The organism is Cryobacterium lactosi, from assembly GCF_004403945.1.
In the GTDB taxonomy this organism is placed as follows: domain Bacteria; phylum Actinomycetota; class Actinomycetes; order Actinomycetales; family Microbacteriaceae; genus Cryobacterium; species Cryobacterium lactosi.
The window spans coordinates 125,095-146,041 of sequence record NZ_SOHM01000030.1; the positions used below are offsets into that span (position 1 = coordinate 125,095).

Genomic DNA, 20,947 nt, shown 5'->3' on the forward strand with positions numbered 1-20,947 from the left:
CCTTGTAGGAGGCCTTCTAATCGTGCCCAAAATTCTCATCGTCGGTGGCGGCTACGCGGGTTTCTATACCGCCTGGAAGCTTGAGAAGTGGTTGCGACCCGGCGAGGCCGAGGTCACCATGGTCGATCCGCTCCCGTACATGACGTACCAGCCGTTCCTTCCCGAGGTCGCCGCCGGTTCCATCGACCCGCGTCACTCCGTTGTGGCGCACCGTCGCCACCTCAAGAAGACCAATGTGCTCACCGCCAAGGTCACCAACGTGAACCACGCGGAAAAGAAGGCCACCATCACGCCGCCCGTGGGCGAGCCGTGGGTGTTCGACTACGACATCGTCGTGGTCACCGCCGGTGCCGTGTCGCGCACGTTCCCGATCCCCGGGGTCGCTGACCAGGCCATCGGCCTGAAGACCATCGAGGAAGCCGTCGCGATCCGCGACAAGGTCCTCACCAACTTCGACAAGGCCGCCCAGCTCCCCGCCGGGCCCGAACGCGACCGCCTGCTGACCTTCGTGGTCATCGGCGGCGGCTTTGCCGGTATCGAGGTCTTCGCCGAGCTGCGTTCCTTCGCCAGCTCGCTCTTGACCAAGTACCCGCAGATCGCCTTCGAGGACACCCACTTCCACCTCATCGAGGCGATGGGCCGCATCATGCCCGAGGTGTCCGAGTCGACAGCGCTCTGGGTCATCAAGAACCTCGCCGAGCGTGGCGCAGAGGTGCACCTGAACACCCAGCTCACCTCCGCCGTCGACGGCAAGATCGAACTCTCCACCGGTGAGACCTTCGAGACCGACCTGATCGTCTGGACCGCCGGCGTCATGGCGAACCCGGGCATCGTGCGCAACACCGACCTGCCCGTCGAGGAACGCGGCCGCCTTCGCGTGCGCCCCGACCTGCGCGTGGGCACCGAGGACGACATCGTCGTCGATGCCTGGGCCGCCGGTGACATCACCGCGGTTCCCGACCTCTCCGGCGGCGGCGTCGGCGGCTTCTGCGTGCCGAACGCCCAGCACGCCGTCCGTCAGGGCAAGCTCATGGCCAAGAACATCGTCGCGGTCATCCGCGGTGAAGGCACCGTGGAGTACAACCACAAGAACCTCGGAGCGGTCGCCGGTCTCGGCGTCGGCGTCGGCGCATTCCAGTCCGGCAACTTCGCCCTCAAGGGCTTCCCGGCCTGGGTCGCGCACCGTGGGTACCACGGCCTGGCGATGCCGAGCTGGGAGCGCAAGATCCGCGTCGTCGGCGGCTGGGTGCTGAACCTGTTCCTCGGTCGCGACATCGTGTCGCTCGAGGCCGTGCAGACACCGCGCGCCGTGTTCGAAGAGTTCGCGTCCCGCCCCAAGCCGCCGGCGGCCGCTCCTGCCGCGGCGCCGGCCGCCGCCGTCAAGGCCCCGCGCGCACCGCGCAAGGCCCCGGTGAAGAAGCCGGTTCCCGAGGTCGCCGCAGCCGAAGCCGGCACGGAGACCGTCTCAGCACCGTAGAGTCACGAGTGGATGCCGCACGCGAGTGCGGCATCCACTTGTGCTGCCCGGCCAGTCCGGGCGTGCCCCCGTAGCCCAACCGGCAGAGGCAGGCGACTTAAAATCGTCACAGTCTGGGTTCGAATCCCAGCGGGGGCACCAGAGCGAGCGCTCAGTCGAGCGCCGGTTGCACAAATCGCTGCCAGGCCCAGGCGGCCACACTCACGACGGCGAAGCCGGCGGCGACCAGCCAGAGCAGGCTCGCGGTGCCGCTGCCCGTCCACTGCGGCAGCATGGGCGAGAGCAGCGCGAACAGGGTGAGGAAGGCCGGCACGGTCAGGGCCGCCCAGATCGGCGGCGACCAGGCCAGGATGCTGCGCCCACTGGTGTTGCCGATCGGCACGAGGACCAGCACGGCGGAGCCGATCGACGCCAGCACCACGGTGTTCGCGACCTCCGCGGCCAGGGCGCTGAGGAAGCTGGTGGCGACCGGGAGGGTGCCGACGACGACCAGGGCGGCCAGCCCCAGGCCGAGCAGGCTGCCGGCCCGGATGGCGGCCAGCTGACCGCGCTGGGCCGCAACGGGCCCCGCCGTCACGACGACGCTGCCCAGCAAGCCGAAAAGCAGGGCCGGCTGCAGCTCGAACACGCGGGACGCGAGCGCGGTGACGGCGATGACCGCGAGGTAGCGCGGCAGGATGGTCATCGACACGTCCACCTGCAGCGCCCGTGACCCCCACCACTGCGGCACCAGGCCGGCCACGGCGTTCACCACGAGCAGGGCGAGCGTCACCGCGAGCAGGAGCCTGAGGTAGGACAGCGTTCCGGACACCGGACCGGACAGCAGGACGAAGACCGCGGCGGCCAGGACGGCACCGCCGTAGGCGACCCAACGGTTGACCCGCACCGTCGGGGCGACCTCGAATTCCTCCCGGGCCCGGTTGCGGCCGGAGAACCGATGACCGGCCAGGAACGGCCTGCCGCCCCGCGCCCGGCTGATCGTGCCGGCCAGCAGGCGGGCGGGCACCACGAGCAGCAGCAGAGCGCCCAGGGTCAGCATCGCCGCCTGCAGCCAGGGGAACTGCGCCACCGTCCAGGGCGGGATCACCGCGGTGCTGAACTGGGTGGGGTCGTTCCAGCCTCCGGGCACGGTGAGCGCCGGCGGGGCCGCCCCGGCCTGGCCGTCGCCGCCTCCGGGCACTGCAGGCGCCGGGGTGGGACTCGCGCTGCCCGGTGTGGCCGAGGGGGTGGGTTGCGGCGTGGCCGTCGGGGCCGGCACGACAGGTGGCGCCGCCGTGGGGGCGGGGGTGGGTGCCGGAGTGGGCGCCGCCGTTGCGGCGCCGTAGGTGACCTTGATCGCCGGGCTGCCGGGGCTCACGTTGCCGGCGGCATCCTGCTGCACCGCGCGCAGATCGTAGGTGCCGTCAGCGACGCCGGACCCTGTGCACGACCAGCTACCGCCGGAAACCACGGCACTGCACACCGAGTATGCGCCGGCGAAGACCGTGACCGTGGCCCCGTTCTCGCCCTGCCCGTAGTACGGCCCGGCGGCGGTGGGGAGAGTGGCACCGGCCACGGGATTCACCACGACGGGGGCGGCCGGAGCGTCGACGTCGATGGTCAGTGAGACCGGATCGCTCGCCGGAGACGACTCCGGGGCACTGAACGACGTCTGCTGCGAGGCGGTGACCTGCTCCGACCCGCTGATCAGCGTGCCCTGCAACAGGCAGGCCCAGGCTCCGGATGCGTCGGCGGTGAACGAGCAGCGTGCTCCGCCGGTGAGGGTTGCGGTCACGGTGGCGCCGGGGTACCCGGTGCCGCGCACGATGCCGCTCGTGGTGGGCTGACCGGTCGAACCGCCCGTGACGGTGGGGGCCTGGAGCACCCGCACCGTGTGCGAGGCCGCGAGGCCGGCGTCCCCGGTCACCACGGCCTTGAGGCTGACACTCGGCCCGCTGGGTAGACGTACCCCCGGGCACTCCCAGGTGGCCGAGCCGTCCGGGGCCGCGATGCACAGTGGATCGCCGCCGGTGGGGGAGAGCAGCTGGATCTCCTGAGCGGGGTCCCGGGTGCCGGTGACGGTGATGCTGCCGCTGACGAAGGCGTTGGCGCCGGGGCTGTCGATGGTCGGCGCCGCGCTGGGGGCGGTGGACGGAGTGGGCGACGGCGATTCCGACGGCTGCGCGGATGGTTGCGGGGACGGTTGCTGTGTCGAAGTTTGCTGTGTCGGCGCGAACGATTCGGGTGCCGGGGAGGCCGGGGCGGTCTCCGAGGGCTCCGGCGTCGGTTCGGCGGTGGCCACGGTCGCTGCAGACTCCACGGACCCGACGGATTCCGCGGATTCCGCGGTGGCGGGAGTCGTGGTGCCGGCGAGCGGGCCGACGATCAGGGCCGCCACGAGGATGCCCAGCGGGGCCAACCGTGCCACCAGGGCTCGACGACCACCCCGACGGGCTCGTTGATTCGGCCCGTGCGCGCTGGAACGGCGTGACGTGAGCATGGACCCCCTCACACCATTCCACGGTCCATGGCCCGGAATGTCAATCCGGCGCGCCCGGTGCGGCATACTATGCACTGGGTCAACTGCCCCACTATTCGACGTCGAACAGGCAGGAACGAGGTGACCGAGTGACTCGAATCCCCGCCGCTGACCGGCGCAGCGCTCTGGTGCGCGCCGCATTGCGGGTCGTGGCCGACAAGGGCGTGGCCCAGGCCACGACCCGTGCGATCGTCGCCGATGCCGGCATGTCGTTGGCAAGCTTCCACTACGCCTTCGAGAGCCGCGACGAGCTGATGGCCGAACTCATCCGTTACGTCGTCGAACAGGAAGCCACCGCCGTGCTGCTCCAGCCTGCCATCGAGGCCTCCGCGGGGCCGGGCGAGCCCGAGCCGTTGCGTCAGGTGCTGCGCGACGGGCTGCAGGGTTACGCCGATCACCTGCGCCAGGACCCACTGAGAGAGAAGGCCATGCTCGAACTCACCCAGTACGCGCTCAGAGCCCCGATGATGCGCGATCTCGCGCAGGCGCAGTATGAGCGCTACCACGCCCTGGCCGCCGCGGCACTTGAGTCCGCGGCCCAGCGCAGCGGTTCGGTCTGGCTGCTCCCGGTCGGCGAGATCGCCCGCCTGGTCGTGGCCCTCACCGACGGCCTCACCATCGCGTGGCTGGTCGACCGGAACGACGCCGCCACCGCGAGCCTGCTCGACGTGGCCGCCGACTCCGTCGCGCGGCTGGGACGACCAGCATGAGCCTGGCGTCAGACCTCGGCCGGAGCACCGACCAGGGCGCCCCCTGGCTCACCCCCGAGTCGTACTGGCCCGGCCTGACCGAGGCCACCGGAGGTCTGGACACCCCCGTGGGCGCGCTGCACCTCGGCGCGTTGCGGCACAACACCCAGGACATGCTCCGCCGCGCCCAGGGCACCCCGATCCGGGTGGCCAGCAAATCGCTGCGGGTGCGGGGCGTGCTCGAGGCCGTGCTCGCGCTGCCCGGCTACAGCGGTGTGCTGGCGTACACCCTGGCCGAGGCCCTCTGGCTCGCCGAGACCGTCGACGACATCGTGGTCGGCTATCCCAGCGCCGACACCTCGGCGATCCGGCGGTTGGCCCGCTCGCCCGAGCTGGCCGGCCGGGTCACCCTGATGGTGGATTCGATCGCCCACCTCGACCTGATCGACGCCGTGATCGCGCCGTCCCAGCGTGGACGCATCCGGGTCTGCCTCGAACTGGATGCGTCCTGGAACGCCCCGGTACTCGGCCACCTCGGCGTCTGGCGCTCGCCCGTGCACACGCCCGAGGACGCCAGGGCGCTGGCCGTGGCGATCGTCTCCCGGCCCGGCTTCGACCTGGTCGGGCTGATGGCCTACGAGGCACAGATCGCCGGGCTGGGCGACCGGCCGGCCGGCCGTCCGCTGCAGGGCGGTCTGAACCGATGGGTGCGCAACCGGTCGATCGAGGACATCGGCACCCGCAGGGCCGCCGCCGTCGCCGCGGTGCGGCAGGTGGCCGACCTGGAATTCGTCAACGGCGGCGGAACCGGGTCGTTGGAGAGCACCCACGCCGACACCTCGGTGACCGACATCGCCGCCGGGAGCGGCTTCTTCGGCGGCCACCTCTTCGACAACTACTCCGGCTTCCAGCCGGCCCCTGCCGCCGCGTTCGCGCTGTCGGTGGTGCGCAAACCGACTGCCTCGACGGCGACCCTGCTCGGCGGCGGCTGGATCGCCTCCGGCCCGCCGGGCGCGGACCGCTCGCCCCGGCTGGTCTGGCCTGAGGGTCTGGCCCTGGTGCCCCGCGAGATGGCCGGGGAAGTGCAGTCACCGGTCACCGGGGCCGCTGCCGCTCGGTTACAGGCGGGCGACCGGGTGTGGTTGCGGCACACCAAATCCGGTGAACTCAGCGAACACCTCAACGAATTCGCGCTGGTCGACAACGGTATCGTGGTCGACATGCTGCCGACCTACCGGGGCGAAGGGAAGGCCTTCCTGTGACGGCCAGCGGTGCGCGCTGGCAGAACTGGGCACGCAGCGAATCCGTCGTGCCGGCCAGGGTGGAGCGGCCAACCAGTGCGGGAGCGGTGCAACGTGCCGTGCTCGCCGCGGCGAAATCGGGCATCCGGATCAAGGCCGTCGGCGCCGGGCACAGCTTCTCCGGCATCGCGCTGGCCTCCGGGGTTCAACTCGACCTGGCCTTCGGCGGGCTGATCGACGTCGACGAGGCGGCCGGCCGGGTCACCGTCGCCGCGGGCACACATCTCCACGAGCTGCCCGCGCTCCTGGCCCCATACGGACTGGCGCTGCAGAACATGGGCGACATCGACCGGCAGACCATCGCCGGCGCCACCTCGACGGGCACGCACGGCACCGGCACCGGCTTCGCCGGCCTGGCCGCCCAGATCGTGGCCGTCACCCTGGTCACCGGCGATGGCTCGCTCCTGCACGTCAGCGACTCCGAGAACCCCGAGCTGCTCCCCGCCGTGCGGCTGGGCCTGGGCGCCCTGGGCATCCTCGTCGACCTCACCATCCAGTGCGTGCCCGCCTACCTGCTGCATGCCGTCGACACACCGGAGCCGGTCGAGGCCGTGCTGGACGGGTACCTCGAACGCAGTGCCACGGCCGACCACTTCGAGTTCTACTGGTTTCCGCACACCGAGACCGCCCTCACCAAGACCAACACCCGGTTACCGCCCGGCACCGGCCGGGCCCCGCGGGGCCGGCTCAACCGCTGGGTCGACGACGAGCTGCTGGCCAACGGGCTGTACCGCGCCACCTGCGCGGCCGGCCTGATCGTGCCGCCGGTCGTGCCCAGGGTCAACCGGCTGGCCGATAGACTCACCGGCCGCCGCGACTTCACCGACCACTCGCACCGGGTCTTCGTCACGAACCGCACCGTTCGGTTCCACGAGATGGAGTACGCGCTGCCACGCGAGGCGGTGCCGGCGGCGATCCGCGAGGTGCGCGCGCTCATCCAGAAGCGCGGCTGGCGCATCTCCTTCCCCCTCGAGGTGCGCACCGCCGCGGCAGACGACCTGTGGATGTCCACCGGCTTCGGCCGGGATACCGGCTACATCGCCGTGCACAAGTACTACCGGGAAGACCCCAGCCGCTACTTCTCCGATGTCGAGGCGATTATGCGCGCGCACGACGGTCGCCCACACTGGGGGAAGATGCACAACCAGACCGCGGACACGCTCCGCACGGTCTACCCGCACTTCGACGACTTCCTCGCCGTGCGCGACCGGCTGGACCCGGAGCGTCGATTCACCAACCGTTACCTGGAAAGAGTCCTTGGACCATGAGCAGCAACACCCCGGCGTCCCGCGCCTGGCAGCACCGGGCGAGTGAGCTGGGCGACCGGCTGCCCACCGGTTTCCAGATCGGAACGGCCACCTCCGCCTTCCAGATCGAAGGCGGCGCCCGCGACGGCGGCCGCGGCGAATCCAGCTGGGACGCCTTCACCCGGGCGCCCGGGCGCATCCTGGACGGCCAGAACGCGTCGATCGGAGCCGACCACGTCGCCAACCTGACCGAGGACGTCACGCTGCTGACCGAACTGGGCGCAGATATCTACAGGTTCTCCTTCGCCTGGCCGCGGCTGCAGCCCGACGGCCGCGGGTCGCTGAACCGGTCCGGCCTGGCGTTCTACGACCGCTTGCTCGACCAACTGCTCGGCAGTGGCATCAGCCCGATGGCCACGCTCTACCACTGGGACACCCCGCTGGCGCTGCGCGGCGGCTGGCTGAACCGGGACACGGCGATGCGCTTCGGCGACTACGCCCACCAGATGGGCGAGGTCTTCGGCGACCGGATCGAACGCTGGGTCACCATCGCCGACCCGGCCACGGTGATGTTCAACGGCTACGCGATCGGCGCGCATGCCCCGGGCGAGACCCTGCTGCTCGACGCCTTGCCGGCCGGCCACCACCAGCTGCTCGCGCACGGCCTGGCCGTGCAGGGCCTGCGCGCCGCCGACGTCAGCGGTCGGATCGGCCTGGCCAATGTGCACTCGCCCGTGCAGAGCGCCACCGACCGGGAGGCCGACCGCGACGCAGCCGCGCTCTACGACCTGCTGCACAACCGGCTCTTCGCCGACCCGGTGCTGCTCGGCCGTTACCCGGACCCCACCGGGGTGTTCGAGAACGAGTTGCGCTATCTGCACGAGATCGAGCCCGACGACCTGCGCACGATCCATCAACCGCTGGACTTCTACGGCATCGACTACTTCCAGCCCACCCGGGTGGCCGCCGGCGGGGCACGACAGGTCAGCGTGCCGGGGGAGCGGCCCGCCGAGGAGCGCCCGATGGCCAGCAGGCTGCCCTTCCATGTCGAAGCGTTCCGCGAGCATCCGGTCACCGGGTTCGGCTGGCCGAACGCCCCGGAGTACCTGCCGGTGCTACTCGCCGAACTACATGAGCGCTACCAGGAGGCCCTGCCGCCGGTCTACCTGACCGCCGGCGGTGCAAGCTACCCCGACCGAACGGATGCGCACGGCGCGGTCACCGACCTGGCCCGGATCGACTACCTGGCCGAGCACCTGGTCGCGGCCGTGGACGCCGTCGCCCCCGGCGGGCCGGCCGAGGGCGTGGACCTGCGCGGCTACCTGGTCTGGTCGCTGCTGGACGGGTTCGAGTGGGCGGCCGGCTACACGCAGCGCTTCGGCCTGGTCTACGTGGACTTCACCGACCCGTCCCGCCCGCGCACCCCCAAGCTCTCCTACCGCTGGCTCCAGCGGGTCTTAAGCTCCCGCTAGCCCCGCGAACTGTGACTTAAGCACTCAAAACGCGCCCCGAAAGGTGCTTAGCTCACAGTTCGCGGGAGGGGGCTAGGGGGTTCTGCGGCGCAGGGTGAGGGAAGCCAGGATCACCGCACCGGCGATCCAGGCCAGGATGACGAGGAGTTCGCCCAACACGTAGGCGTCGTCGTGGCTTTCGGCGGCCACAGCGGTGAGCGCGTCGATGGCGTGCGAGAGCGGCAGCGCATCACCGATCGCCTGCAACACCTCCGGCAGCTGGTCGCGCGGCAGGAAGATACCGCCGAGCAGGATCTGCGGGAAGACCAGCAGCGGCATGAACTGCACCACCTGGAACTCGGTGCGGGCGAAGGCACTCGCGAGCAGCCCCAGGGCCGTGCCCAGGATGGCGTCCGCCACGGCGACGGCCACCAGCAGCCCGAGCGATCCGGCGATGTCCAGCCCGCAGACCGTGACGGCGAAGAGCGCCGCGATGCTGGACTGCAGCACCGCGAGAAGCCCGAACGCGAGTGTGTAGCCGAGGATCAGGTCGCCGCGGCCCAGCGGCATCGACAACAAACGCTCCAGGGTGCCGGTGCGCCGCTCCCGGAGGGTGGTGATGCTGGTGACCAGGAACATCACGATGAACGGGAAGAGCGCGATCATCGCCGGCCCCACCGATTGGAACACCTCGGTGTCCGAGAAGATCCAGGCCACCAGGCCGATCAGCAGACTCGGCACGAGCAGCAGTAGCGCGACGGTGCGCGGGTCGTGCCGGATCTGGGTGAGCACCCGGCCGGCGGTGGCGAGGGTGCGGGTGATCGTCATGAGCCCTCCTCGATGAGGCTGAGGAAGGCGGCCTCGATGTCCGTCGTGCCCGTGGCGGCGAGCAAACCGGCCGGGGTATCGTCGGCGAGCACGGCGCCTCCGCGCATGAGCAGCAGGCGGTCGCACCTGGCCGCCTCGTCCATCACGTGGCTGGAGACCAGCAGACTGGTTCCGTCGGCGGCCAGGCGGTGGAACAGGGCCCACAGGTCGCGCCGGAGGACCGGGTCAAGGCCCACGGTGGGTTCGTCGAGCACGAGCAGTTCGGGGGAGCCGAGCAGGGCCACCGCCAGCGACACCCGGCTGCGCTGCCCGCCGGACAGCGACCCGGTCAGCTGGGCGGAGCTGGCGCCCAGGTCCGTCGCCTCGATCACCCGGTCCACATCCTTGCGGCCGGCGCCCAGGACCACCCGGAAGTAATCCAGGTTCTGCCGCACGGTCAGGTCGTCGTAGACGCTGGCGTCCTGGGTGACATAGCCCACCCGGTGCCGGAGAGCCGCGCTGCCGGCTGGCCGGCCGAACACCGTGACCGTACCCGACCGCAGGACCTGCACGCCGACGATGGCGCGCATGAGCGTGGTCTTACCCGACCCGCTGGGGCCGATCAGGCCCACGACCAGGCCGGCCGGGATTGTGAGCGACAGCCCGGCCAGCACCGGCCGGCTGCCGCGGCGCACGTGCAGGCCGGACACCGTGACGGCCGGCTCCGGTTCGGTCCCTGGCGAGTACTCCATGTCTGCATTATTCGCCGGTCAGGGTCCAAAGTCACGTGCCGCGGGGCGCGATTCCTTGGAGTGTCATGGGAAGCACATGGGAGCCCCAGCGTGCTTCGTTATGATGGGCTCAATCCCCACCGGTGCACTCGCCACGGGGAATTCCCACAGGTTCAATCGCAAGGAGACGTTGCCATGGAATGGCTCATCCCGGTCCTCATCGTTGTCGTACTCGTTGCGATCGCGGGTATCTACCTGTGGGCGACCTACAACTCGCTCATCACCCTCAAGGTGCGAGTGGATGAAGCGTGGAGCGACATCACGGTGCAGCTGAAGCGTCGTGCCGACCTCATCCCGAACCTGATCGAAACGGTGAAGGGCTACGCGGCACACGAGAAGTCAGTTTTCGAGAACGTCACCAAGGCGCGCGCCGAGACACTCTCCGCACAGGGCCCGGTGGACGCCGCGGCGGCCGAGAACCACATGCAGACCGCCCTGAAGAGCATCTTCGCCGTCGCCGAGGCCTACCCGCAGCTGCAGGCCAGCCAGAACTACCTGCAGTTGCAGGGTGAGCTGGTCGACACCGAAGACAAGATCCAGGCCTCGCGCCGGTTCTACAACGGCGGTGTGCGGGAGCTGAACACCAAGATCCAGGTCTTCCCGAACCACCTGTTCGCGAAGAACCTCGGCTTCACCCAGCGCGAGTTCTTCGAGGTCAGCGACGCAGCGGCCATCGCCGAGCCGCCCCGTGTGCAGTTCTAACCAGTCCTGACCACGCAGTTCTCACCCTGAGCTCGAAGAGGATCCATGTATAGCGCGATCGCGCGAAACAAGCGCAACACCGTCATCATCATCGTGCTGTTCCTGGTGATCATTTCCGGGCTCGGCTGGCTTGCCGGCGCCGCCTACGGTGTGCAGGGCCCGGGCGTTCTCATCCTGACCCTGGTCATCGCCGGCGGTTACGCGCTGATCCAGTACTTCGCGGCCGGCCGGCAGTCGATCGCCATGAGCGGCGGCATCCGGGTGAACAGCGTCACCGATCACCCGCGGCTCTGGCGCATCGTGGAGAACCTGTCGATCACCACGGGCACGCCGATGCCCGAGGTGTACATCATCAACGACCCGGCGCCCAACGCCTTCGCCACCGGGCGGGACCCCAAGCACGCCATCGTGGCCGCCACCACCGGCCTGCTCGACATCATGGACGACGCCGAGCTCGAGGGCGTCATGGCCCATGAGATCGGCCACGTGCGCAACTACGACATCCGGGTGTCGATGATCGTCTTCGGACTGGTTGTGGCCGTCGGCTTCATCTCCGACATCTTCCTGCGGATGGCGTTCTTCGGCCGCGGCAACAACAACAACGGCAACCCGATCGTGCTGGTCTTCGGCCTGGTCGCCATGGTCGTGGCCCCGCTGATCGCCTCCGTCGTGCAGCTGGCCGTGTCGCGTCAGCGCGAGTACCTGGCGGATGCGACGGGCGCGCTCACCACCCGGCAGCCGGATGCCCTGGCCAGCGCCCTGGCCAAGCTCGGCGAGTACGGCCGCCCGATGCGCAAGCAGAACACCTCGATGGCGCACCTCTGGATCGCCGACCCGCTCAAGCCCGGCGTGATGGACAAGCTCTTCGCCACCCACCCGCCGCTGAACGAGCGCATCGAGCGCCTGCACGCGATGGGCAGCAAGTTCTAGGGAACTAGTCCAGCTCCGCAGCCAGCCCGGCCGCGAGGGTGCCGCGCGGCACCACCTCGATGTCGGACAGGCCCTGCCACGCCGCGGTGCTCCGCAACACCCCGGCCAGCCGCGCCGCGGTGTCGGCGGGCGCTGTGGGCTCGGCCCAGCTGGCCTGCACCCGCAACACCCCGGCCTGCCGGTCGTTCTTCAGGTCGACCCGGCCCACGATGGTGTCGCCAAGAAGCACCGGCAGCACGTAGTAGCCGAATTGCCGTTTCTCCTGCGGGGTGTAGATCTCGATCCGGTAGTGGAAGTCGAACAACCGTAGCGCCCGCGCCCGTTCCCAGACCACCGGGTCGAACGGGCTGAGCACGGCGGCGGCATCCATCCGGCGCGGCAGCCGGGCGTCCCGGTGCAACCAGGCGGCGCCAGCGGCCCCGCCGCGGCCCCAGCCGGGCACTTCGACGGGGATGAGCTCGCCGGCATCCACGAGGTCGGTGATGGCGGCCCTGGCGGGTTCGGTGCGCAACCGGAAGTAGTCGGCCAGGTCCTTCACCGTACCGATGCCGTGCGCCCTCGCCGCCTGGCTGATGAGAGTGCGGTGCGCGTCGGCGGCGGAGACCTGCCGGTCCAGCAGCTCCGTGCTGAAGACCTGCTCGGGCAGCGCATAGACCCGCTCGAACCGCTCCCGTCCGCCACTGACGACGTCGCCCCAGCGGAACAGCGTCTCCAGGCCGATCTTGACGTCGGACCAGCCCCACCACGGGCCGCGCTTGGTGTTGGCGTCGTGCTCGATGGCGCTGGCGCGCATGGGGCCGTTCGCGGCCAGCTCGCCCAGCAGCCAGGCCAGCATCGGGGCGTTGTCCTGCGACCAGTGCGCGTCGTCGGCGGCCGCCTTGTCCCGGTAGGCCTGCATCCGCCAGCGGAACAACGGCCAGTCGTCGACCGGGATCAGCGACGCCTCGTGCACCCAGTACTCGGTGAGCCGCGGCTTGGCGCCGCCGCTCAACCTGTCGAGCTGGGCCTTGTCGTACGGGCCGAGCCTGCTGAACGCCGGCATGTAGTGGCTGCGCTCGAAGACGTTCACCGAATCGATCTGCAGCAACCCGAGCCGATCCACCAGGGCGCCGAGCTGGCGGATGCCGGGAGCCGGCGCGGCAGGCCGGCCGAAGCCCTGCGCGGCGAGGGCGATGCGGCGGGCAAGGGCGGGGGAGATCGTCTGGACCACGACTCGACCCTACCGATGCCCGGTGACACACGACGTTCACACGCCGTTCAGGAGCAAGGCGGCACCAGGACATTCCCCGCTCCTAGCCTCGCAGCGACCGGTTACCCGGCACCGAACTGTTCACGACGGAGGAACCCTTGCCTACCACCCGAACCCTGGCGGCCACCATCGCGGCGACCGCAATCGTCGCCCTCACCCTCACCGGTTGCTCCGGCGCCGCCGACGCGGCCGGCACCAGCGGCGACGTCGACGCCTCCACCGCGACCAGCATCTCCGCCTTCGGCGACCTGGCCGCCCTCGAGGCCGCCGCCATCGACGAAGGCGCACTGAACGTCATCGCCCTGCCGCGCGACTGGGCCAACTACGGCGCGGTGCTCGACCTCTTCGCCGAGAAGTACCCCGAGATCACCATCACCGAGGCCGCGCCCGACGGCTCCAGTGCCGAGGAGATCCAGGCGGCCCAGAACCTGGCCGGCCAGGACACCGCTCCCGACGTCTTCGACCTCGGCCTGGCCGTCGCGCTGGCCAACACCGACCAGTTCGCCCCGTACCAGGTGGCAACCTGGTCCGACATCCCCGACGCCCTGAAGGAAGAGAGCGGCCTGTACGTGGGCGACTACGGCGGATACATGGCCGTCGGCTACGACCCCGACGCCGTGCCGGCACCGGAGTCCCTGGCCGACCTGCTCGGCGCGGACTACAAGGGCAAGGTCGCCATCAACGGCGACCCGACCCAGGCCGGCGCCGCCTTCGCCGCGGTCGGCATGGCCGCCGTGCAGAACGACGGCTCCGTGGATGACTTCCAGGCCGGCATCGACTTCTTCGGCGACCTCAACGCCGCCGGCAACTTCGTGAAGATCGACCCGACCCCCGCCACCATCGCCTCCGGTGAGACCCCCGTGGTCTTCGACTGGGACTACCTCAACGTGGGCTACGGCACGCAGCTGGAGGGTGAGCGCAACTGGGAGGTCGTGGTCTTCCCCGGCACCGGATACGCCGGCTACTACAACCAGGCGATCAACGTGGATGCGCCGCACCCGGCCGCCGCGCGCCTCTGGCAGGAATTCCTCTACTCCGACGACGCCCAGAACCTGTGGCTCGCCGGAGGCGCCCGCCCGGCCCGGGCCGACGCCATGGCCGAGGCTGGCACCATCGACGCCGACCTGTTCGACGCCCTGCCCGCCGTGCCGGACACCACAGTGGTGCCCACCGCAGCCCAGAGCGAAGCCGCAGCCACGCTGCTCGGCGAGAAGTGGGCAGCGGCTGTCCAGTAGGTTCCGTGTACCGGCAGCAGCCTTCGGGCTGCTGCCGTTCGCGGTCTATGTGCTGCTCTTCCTGGCGCTGCCGACCCTGATCGCGGTCGGCACCGGGTTCGTCGGCACCGATGGAGCGTTCACCCTCGACACCGTCGCCGCCCTCACCGACCCCGTGGTCCTGGCCGCGTTCGGCAGTTCGATTTGGTTGTCGGCCTTGACCGCGATCATCGGCGCGATCGTGGGCGCCTTGGTCTGCTACGCGCTGCTCGGTGCCCCGCCAGCGGGGCCGCTGCGGTCGACCATCGACTCGCTCAGCAGCGTGCTCGCCCAGTTCGGCGGCGTCATGCTCGCGTTCGCGTTCGTCGCGACCATCGGCATCCAGGGCATGGTCACCGTGCTCCTGCGCGACACCTTCGGCTTCGACATCTACGCGGACGGCGTCTGGCTCTACGAGCTGCCCGGCCTGGTGCTGCCCTACATCTACTTTCAGGTGCCCCTCATGGTGATCACGTTCATGCCCGCGCTGGTGTCGCTGAAGACCACCTGGGCCGAGGCCAACGCCACCCTCGGCGGCAGCGCGCGCAGCTACTGGCTGCGGATCGCGTTGCCGGTGCTGGCGCCGTCTTTCCTGGGCAGCCTGCTGCTGTTGTTCGCCAACGCGTTCTCCTCCTACGCGACAGCGGCCGCCCTCACCAGCCAGGGGTCGCAGATCGTGCCGTTGCAGATCCGTTCGGCACTGACCAGCGAAACCATGCTCGGTCGGGAAAACCTGGCCGGGGCGCTCGCCCTGGGCATGATCCTGGTGATGACCGTCGTGATGATCGGCTACTCGGTGCTGCAGTCCCGCGCGGCGAGGTGGCAGCGATGAGCGGCGGGTTCCGCACCACGGGCGGCGTAGCCCACGCTCCCAGCCGGTTCGTTCGCGGCCTGATCCTCGGCGTCGTCGGGCTGGTCTTCGTCGTGCCGTTCGTGGCCATGGTCGAGTTCACCCTGCGACGAGGACTCGTCGGCGGCTACGACCTGCACCGCTGGACCGAGCTGTTCCAGGGCGGCCTCACCGGCGAATACAAGCCCGTGCTGGTGGCGCTGGGCAACTCGGTGGGCCTGGCGCTCGGCACCGTCGCCATCATCCTGCTGCTGCTGGTGCCGACCATGCTGCTCGTGCACATCCGGTTCCGGCGGCTGCGCCGGGCCCTGGAGATCATCTGCATCCTGCCGATCTCGATTCCCGCCATCGTTCTCGTGGTGGGCCTGGCGCCGGTGTTCTCCGTCGTGGCCCGACTGGTGGGCAGTGGCGTCTGGACCCTGGCGTTCGCCTACGGCATCACCGTGCTGCCGTTCGCCTACCGGGCCATCCAGGCCAACCTCGACGGCGTCGACGTGCGCACCCTGAGCGAGGCGGCCCGCACCCTCGGCGCCGGCTGGGGCAGCGTGCTGCTGCGGGTACTGGTGCCGAACCTCCGCCGGGGCATCCTCGCCGGCGCGTTCATCGCCGTGGCCGTGGTGCTGGGCGAATTCACCATCGCCTCGCTGCTCAACCGGGTGAACCTGCAGACCGCGCTGGTCGTGGTGAGCAAGAACGACCCGTACACGGCGGTGATCCTCTCGCTGATCGCCCTGCTCGTGGCCTTCGCCCTGCTGATGGCCATCGGCCGGCTCGGCGCCCCGCGCCGCAGCCGCACGCGGCGCGCGGTCACCGCTTCACCGCCCCAGACCGCCACCCCGACCCTGACCCCAACCGGAGACCGACCATGAGCCAGACGACAACGCAGCGTGCAGCAACCAGGACCGGCGCCGTCGTCGAATTCTCCGGGGTCGCGAAGCGCTACGGCACCCACCTGGCGCTGACCGAGTTCGACCTCACCCTGCGGGCCGGCGAACTCGTGGCCCTGCTCGGCCCCAGCGGCAGCGGCAAGACCACGGCGTTGCGCGTGCTGGCGGGACTGGAGAGCTGCGACGACGGTGGCATCCGGATCGACGGTGACGACGTCTCCGCCCTGCCGACCAGCCGCAGGGACATGGGCATGGTGTTCCAGTCCTATTCGCTGTTCCCACACCTGAGCGCCGGCGAGAACGTCGAATTCGGGTTGCGGATGCGCCGGGTGCCGGCCCCCGAACGGCGCGAGCGGGCGGCGGCCGCGCTGGCCCTGGTGGGCCTGGACGCACACTACGACAGGTTCGCCCACCAGCTCTCCGGCGGCCAGCAGCAGCGGGTGGCCCTGGCCAGGGCACTGGTCACCCAGCCCAGGGTGCTGCTCCTGGACGAACCGCTCTCGGCGCTGGACGCGAAGGTGCGCGTGCAGCTGCGCGACCAGATCCGGCGGATCCAGACCGACCTGGGCATCACGACCCTGTTCGTCACCCACGACCAGGACGAGGCCCTCGCCGTGGCCGACCGGGTCGCGGTGATGCGGGACGGCCGGATCGAACAGGTGGGCACGCCGGAGGAGCTGTACACCCGGCCGGCCACCCCGTTCATCGCGGACTTCGTGGGACTGAGCAATCGGCTGCCCGGCGTGGTGCGGCACGGTTTCGCCGAGGTGCACGGTGTGGTGCTGCCGCTGCTCGATCCGTCACATCCGGATGGTGCGGTTCAGGTCTTCGTGCGCCAGGAGGACCTGACGCTGGCCCCGGCCGGGCCGGGCGAAGCGGGCCCGGCGGACCAGAGCGGGAGGAGCCTGGCCGGCACTGTGCTGATCTCCAGTTTCCTCGGGTCGCTGCGCCGCACGAGCGTGCGGCTCGCGCAGGGCGGCACCGTCGTGGTGCAGCACGATGTGCGAGACCGCCTGCAGGTGGGCGACTCCGTGATGGTGCGCTTCAGCGGCGCACCGGTACCGGTTCAAGCGGCGTCTTAGACTGGTTCGGTGAGCACATCCACGGGAAGATCCGGCTGGTTCAGCCGCCGGCGTAAAGTCCGCACGGCACCCGAGGTACCCTCGGCCCAGCCGATCACGGCGGTCGTGTCGCCCGTCCGGGCCGTGCCGAACGGGGTGGACGAGAACATCCCCGCTGGCATCCGCCTGGCCGGCGCCTGGTCGTGGCGGCTGCTGGTGATCGCCGCGGCCATCGCGGTCGTGCTGTTCCTGGTGGTGCAATTGCGCTTCATCGTGATTCCACTGCTGGTGGCGGTGCTGGTGTCCGCCCTGCTGGTGCCCCTGGTCGGTTTCCTCACCCGGCACCGTTGGCCCAAGGGCCTCGCCGTGGCGCTGGCACTGGTGGGCACCCTCGCGGTGATCGCCGGCCTCGTCACGCTGGCCGTCACGCAGATCGCGGCCGGGTCGGTGGGGCTGAGCACCCGGTTCGCCGCCTCCTACGCGAACCTCAAGGATGTCTTGGCCGCGTCGCCGCTGCAGTTGAGCAACGCCGAGATCAACGGGTACCTCAGCCAGGCGGTCGACGCCCTCCAGAACGACAGCCAGATCTTCATCACCGGTGCCCTGTCGTTGGGCTCGTCGCTGGGGCACCTGGCCACCGGTGCGCTGCTGACCCTGTTCAGCCTGCTGTTCATCCTCATCGACGGTGCCGGTATCTGGAACTGGATCGTCAAGATCTTCCCCCGCCGGGCTCGGCCGGCCATCGCCGGCGCCGGTATCGCCGGGTGGCGGACCCTGGGCAACTTCGCCAGGGTGCAGATCCTGGTCGCCACGATCGACGCCATCGGTATCGGCGCCGGAGCCGCGATCCTCGGTGTGCCGATGGCAATACCGATCGGTGTGCTGGTCTTCCTGGGTTCGTTCATCCCGATCGTGGGAGCCGTGGCCACCGGTGCGGTGGCCGTGCTCATCGCCCTGATTTTCAACGACTGGTTCGTGGCCCTGCTGATGCTCGGCGTTGTGCTCCTAGTGCAGCAGATCGAGGGTCACGTGCTGCAGCCGCTGATCATGGGCACCGCCGTCAAAGTGCATCCGCTCGGCGTGGTGCTCGTCGTCGCGGCCGGCGCGCTTCTGGCCGGTATCCCCGGCGCCCTGTTCGCGGTTCCCGTCGCGGCCGTACTGAACGTTATGATCAGCTACATCCACAGCGGTGCCTGGCGCGGGGGAGTGCCGCCGGCAGCCGCTGCCGGCGGCTCCATCCTGTGGCAGACGATTCCGCAGCGGCCGGGCTTCCGGCAGCCGCGGAGTATCCAGCAGGCAGTACCCCAGAGCACGGCAGAATAAGAGAGACCCGTCCATGACTGACACCCCCGCAGTTCTCGCCCCCGCAGATCTGGCCGGTCCCACCCTGGCCGACTTCGAGACGGCCCGCACCGTCGTCTCCAGGGTGGCCGATGTGACCCCCATGGAGACCTCACGGTTCCTGTCGGCAATTCTGGGCGCCCCGGTGTTCCTCAAGTGCGAAAACCTGCAGCGCACGGGATCGTACAAGATCCGCGGCGCGTACAACCGGCTGTCCAAGCTCACCGACGAGGAGAAGGCCCGCGGCGTCGTCGCCGCATCGGCCGGCAACCACGCGCAGGGGGTCGCCTTCGCCGCCCGCGAACTCGGCATCGACGCGACCATCTTCATGCCCGTCGGCGTCGCCCTGCCCAAGCTGCAGGCCACCAGGGACTACGGCGCCCAGGTGATCCTCCGCGGCCACACCGTCGCTGAACCGCTGCTGGCCGCCGCCGAGTACGCCCGCGAGACCGGCGCCATCCTGATCCCCCCGTTCGACCACCCGGATGTCGTCGCCGGCGCCGGCACCCTCGGCCTCGAGATCCTCGACCAGGTGCCCGACCTCGACACGGTGATCGTCCCGATCGGCGGCGGCGGGCTCACCGCCGGCATGGCCAGTGTGCTCAAGCAGTACGCGGCCAGCCACGATCGTCGGATCCGGGTCATCGGCGTGCAGTCGCAGAACGCGGCGGCCTACCCGCCCTCCCTCGCGGCCGGTGAGGCCCTCGCGATCGACATCAGCCCCACCATGGCCGACGGCATCGCCGTGGCCAAGCCGGGCCTGCTCAACTTCGCGATCATCCGCGACGCCGTCGACGAGATCGTCACGGTCAGCGAGGACGACATGGCCAGGGCCATGCTGGTGCTCCTCGAACGGGCCAAGCTTGTCGTCGAACCGGCCGGCGCCGTGTCCGTCGCGGCCATCCTGGCCGGCAAGATCACCGCGACGGGCAACACCGTGGCCATGCTCTCCGGGGGCAACATCGACCCGCTGCTCATGCAGCGCGTGATCAGCCACGGTCTGGCCGCATCCGGCCGGTACCTCAAGCTGCGGATCATGCTGCCCGACCGGCCGGGCCAGCTCGCCCGGATCTCCGAGTTGCTCGCCGAGGCGCACGCCAACGTCATCGAGGTGCTGCACACCCGGCACGGCGTGGGCCTGCAGATCAGCGAGGTCGAACTCGACATCAGCGTCGAGACCCGCGGGCCGGAGCACCGCCAGCACGTCGTCGACACCCTGCGCGCCGCCGGGTACGACCCGCGCACCGACTAGAGACGCAAAAAAAACGGCCGGCTGCGAGTGCAGCCGGCCGTTTCATATTGTGCGCGGTTATCAGCCCGTGAAGGTCTCCACCAGGTGGATCTCGACGGCGATCTGCTTGCCGTTGGGGGTCTCGTAGCTCGTCTTCGCTCCGACCTTCAGCCCGATGATGGCCTCGCCCAGGGGGCTCTTCTCGCTGTACACGTCGAGGTCGCTGTCGCCGGCGATCTCGCGGCTGCCGATCAGGAACCGGCTTTGATCGCCGGCGATCGTGGCGGTGATGATGGTGCCGGGCTCCACAACGCCCTTGCTCTCGGGGGCGTGGCCCACCTCGGCGGTGCGCAGCAGCAGCGTCAGGGTGCGGATGCGGGCCTCCATCTTGCCCTGCTCCTCCTTGGCCGCGTGGTAGCCGGCGTTCTCCTTGAGGTCACCCTCCGAACGGGCCGACTCGATCTTGTTGGCGATGTCCACCCGAGCAACAGTGCTGAGAGTGTCCAACTCCGCAGCGAGGCGGTCATAGGCCTCCTGGGTCAGCCAGGTGACCGAAGTTTCGGTAGTCATGGTTCTCTCCTTCTCGTGCTGATCGGTGGTGCGCCGGCAGATAGTGCGCCGATGGTGCCGCGGAGGCGGCCGTTCGTCGCTGAGTACGTCACGAAGACACCGCGCCATACAGCGGACGCCCCGACTTCTGTCAGGGCGAATACATCAGTCTAGGTCAACCAACAGCGGTAAATCAATCCGGTGTTGCTCAGCTCCGTGGTCTTCACGACCTCGGTGAACGAGCGGGTGTAGTCGTCCGACGGCGGCAGGTCGATGACCTTCCAGCCCACAACGGTGAAGGACTCGTTGAGCGCCTGCACGGCGCAGCTGGAGGCGGTGTCGGTGGGCAGCGACACCTCGAAGGTGACGCTGATGCTGTCCTCGTCGATGATCTGGTGCCGGGTGTCCCTGGCCTCGATCGCCGGGCCGGCGCCGTCCAATCCCGCCCAGACCACCCAGGCGGTGAGGATCAGGGCGAAAGCGCCCGCGACGATCCAGAGCACCCGGCGGTCACGGATCCTGCTGCCGGGGGTTCGCCCATAGCGTTCGTCGAGGTTGCTGCTCACGGCCACTCAGACTCCACACTCACTGTTCAACGATTAGGCTTGCACCT

General features: G+C 69.9%; 18 protein-coding genes, 1 tRNA gene and 1 pseudogene. 14 read left to right on the plus strand and 6 right to left on the minus strand.

What is annotated here, in order from left to right; all coding sequences use genetic code 11:
- The first annotated feature begins 22 nt into the window (after nucleotides 1–22).
- Both E3T61_RS13055 and E3T61_RS13060 read left to right on the plus strand, forming a co-directional pair.
- Nucleotides 23–1,477 carry an NAD(P)/FAD-dependent oxidoreductase gene (locus tag E3T61_RS13055; protein ID WP_134641289.1) on the plus strand — a complete coding sequence of 485 codons (1,455 nt, stop codon included), beginning with the start codon at nucleotides 23–25 and terminating at the stop codon, nucleotides 1,475–1,477.
- 64 nt (nucleotides 1,478–1,541) lie between these two features.
- Nucleotides 1,542–1,618 (plus strand) — tRNA-Leu (locus E3T61_RS13060).
- Between the two features lie 10 nt (nucleotides 1,619–1,628).
- Here the strand turns inward: E3T61_RS13060 and E3T61_RS13065 are convergent.
- A complete protein-coding gene (locus E3T61_RS13065) occupies nucleotides 1,629–3,884 on the minus strand; it encodes an Ig-like domain-containing protein (protein WP_134641290.1) in 2,256 nt (751 codons plus the stop codon).
- A gap of 200 nt (nucleotides 3,885–4,084) precedes the next feature.
- On the opposite strand from E3T61_RS13065, the gene E3T61_RS13070 reads away from it, so the two are divergent.
- Genes E3T61_RS13070 through E3T61_RS13085 form a run of 4 tightly spaced genes read left to right on the plus strand, consistent with a single transcriptional unit; the run spans nucleotide 4,085 to nucleotide 8,704 of the window.
- On the plus strand, nucleotides 4,085–4,705 hold the full coding sequence (locus tag E3T61_RS13070; RefSeq protein WP_134641291.1) for a TetR/AcrR family transcriptional regulator: 621 nt from the start codon (nucleotides 4,085–4,087) through the stop codon (nucleotides 4,703–4,705).
- On the plus strand, nucleotides 4,702–5,946 hold the full coding sequence (locus E3T61_RS13075) for an alanine racemase (protein ID WP_134641292.1): 1,245 nt from the start codon (nucleotides 4,702–4,704) through the stop codon (nucleotides 5,944–5,946). Before E3T61_RS13070 ends, E3T61_RS13075 begins: the two co-directional genes overlap by 4 nt.
- On the plus strand, nucleotides 5,943–7,253 hold the full coding sequence (locus tag E3T61_RS13080) for a D-arabinono-1,4-lactone oxidase (RefSeq protein ID WP_134641293.1): 1,311 nt from the start codon (nucleotides 5,943–5,945) through the stop codon (nucleotides 7,251–7,253). The genes E3T61_RS13075 and E3T61_RS13080 overlap by 4 nt, the downstream gene beginning before the upstream one ends.
- A complete protein-coding gene (locus E3T61_RS13085) occupies nucleotides 7,250–8,704 on the plus strand; it encodes a glycoside hydrolase family 1 protein (RefSeq protein WP_134641294.1) in 1,455 nt (484 codons plus the stop codon). Before E3T61_RS13080 ends, E3T61_RS13085 begins: the two co-directional genes overlap by 4 nt.
- 72 nt (nucleotides 8,705–8,776) lie before the next feature.
- Here E3T61_RS13085 and E3T61_RS13090 read toward each other — a convergent pair whose 3' ends face one another.
- Together E3T61_RS13090 and E3T61_RS13095 are read right to left on the minus strand one after the other, a co-directional pair.
- The gene (locus E3T61_RS13090) at nucleotides 8,777–9,511 is read right to left on the minus strand and encodes an ABC transporter permease (protein ID WP_134641295.1); all 735 of its coding nucleotides are present in this window, start codon (nucleotides 9,509–9,511) and stop codon (nucleotides 8,777–8,779) included.
- A gap of 223 nt (nucleotides 9,512–9,734) precedes the next feature.
- A pseudogene (locus E3T61_RS13095) lies at nucleotides 9,735–10,242 on the minus strand (ABC transporter ATP-binding protein); the annotation flags it as partial.
- A gap of 174 nt (nucleotides 10,243–10,416) precedes the next feature.
- Here E3T61_RS13095 and E3T61_RS13100 point away from each other — a divergent pair.
- Both E3T61_RS13100 and E3T61_RS13105 read left to right on the plus strand, forming a co-directional pair.
- Nucleotides 10,417–10,983: a LemA family protein gene (locus E3T61_RS13100; RefSeq protein WP_130176138.1), complete on the plus strand. Its 567-nt coding sequence runs from the start codon at nucleotides 10,417–10,419 to the stop codon at nucleotides 10,981–10,983.
- Between the two features lie 45 nt (nucleotides 10,984–11,028).
- Entirely contained in the window at nucleotides 11,029–11,913 is an 885-nt protein-coding gene (locus E3T61_RS13105; protein WP_134641297.1) for a M48 family metalloprotease, read from the plus strand.
- Nucleotides 11,914–11,917: 4 nt separating this feature from the next.
- Here the strand turns inward: E3T61_RS13105 and E3T61_RS13110 are convergent, their stop codons facing one another.
- The gene (locus tag E3T61_RS13110) at nucleotides 11,918–13,123 is read right to left on the minus strand and encodes a winged helix-turn-helix domain-containing protein (RefSeq protein WP_134641298.1); all 1,206 of its coding nucleotides are present in this window, start codon (nucleotides 13,121–13,123) and stop codon (nucleotides 11,918–11,920) included.
- A gap of 137 nt (nucleotides 13,124–13,260) precedes the next feature.
- Between E3T61_RS13110 and E3T61_RS13115 the strand changes: the two genes are divergently transcribed.
- From E3T61_RS13115 to ilvA, 6 genes are read left to right on the plus strand one after another with little or no spacing between them, the layout of a single operon-like run.
- A complete protein-coding gene (locus E3T61_RS13115; protein WP_134641299.1) occupies nucleotides 13,261–14,397 on the plus strand; it encodes an ABC transporter substrate-binding protein in 1,137 nt (378 codons plus the stop codon).
- The gene (locus E3T61_RS13120) at nucleotides 14,387–15,247 is read left to right on the plus strand and encodes an ABC transporter permease (protein ID WP_134641398.1); all 861 of its coding nucleotides are present in this window, start codon (nucleotides 14,387–14,389) and stop codon (nucleotides 15,245–15,247) included. The genes E3T61_RS13115 and E3T61_RS13120 overlap by 11 nt, the downstream gene beginning before the upstream one ends.
- Nucleotides 15,244–16,134 (plus strand): ABC transporter permease, encoded by an 891-nt coding sequence (locus E3T61_RS13125; RefSeq protein WP_134641300.1) that lies wholly within the window; start codon nucleotides 15,244–15,246, stop codon nucleotides 16,132–16,134. The genes E3T61_RS13120 and E3T61_RS13125 overlap by 4 nt, the downstream gene beginning before the upstream one ends.
- Complete coding sequence (locus E3T61_RS13130; RefSeq protein ID WP_134641301.1) at nucleotides 16,131–17,234, plus strand: ABC transporter ATP-binding protein; 1,104 nt, start codon at nucleotides 16,131–16,133, stop codon at nucleotides 17,232–17,234. Before E3T61_RS13125 ends, E3T61_RS13130 begins: the two co-directional genes overlap by 4 nt.
- Before the next feature lie 9 nt (nucleotides 17,235–17,243).
- A complete protein-coding gene (locus tag E3T61_RS13135; protein ID WP_241992556.1) occupies nucleotides 17,244–18,536 on the plus strand; it encodes an AI-2E family transporter in 1,293 nt (430 codons plus the stop codon).
- A gap of 13 nt (nucleotides 18,537–18,549) precedes the next feature.
- Nucleotides 18,550–19,806, plus strand: coding sequence for a threonine ammonia-lyase (ilvA, locus tag E3T61_RS13140; protein ID WP_134641302.1), 1,257 nt, complete (start codon nucleotides 18,550–18,552; stop codon nucleotides 19,804–19,806).
- A gap of 60 nt (nucleotides 19,807–19,866) precedes the next feature.
- On the opposite strand, the gene greA is transcribed toward ilvA, so the two are convergent.
- Both greA and E3T61_RS13150 read right to left on the minus strand, forming a co-directional pair.
- Nucleotides 19,867–20,355 carry a transcription elongation factor GreA gene (greA, locus tag E3T61_RS13145; protein ID WP_134641303.1) on the minus strand — a complete coding sequence of 163 codons (489 nt, stop codon included), beginning with the start codon at nucleotides 20,353–20,355 and terminating at the stop codon, nucleotides 19,867–19,869.
- A gap of 149 nt (nucleotides 20,356–20,504) precedes the next feature.
- Complete coding sequence (locus tag E3T61_RS13150) at nucleotides 20,505–20,906, minus strand: DUF4307 domain-containing protein (protein WP_134641304.1); 402 nt, start codon at nucleotides 20,904–20,906, stop codon at nucleotides 20,505–20,507.
- Nucleotides 20,907–20,947: the final 41 nt, after the last annotated feature.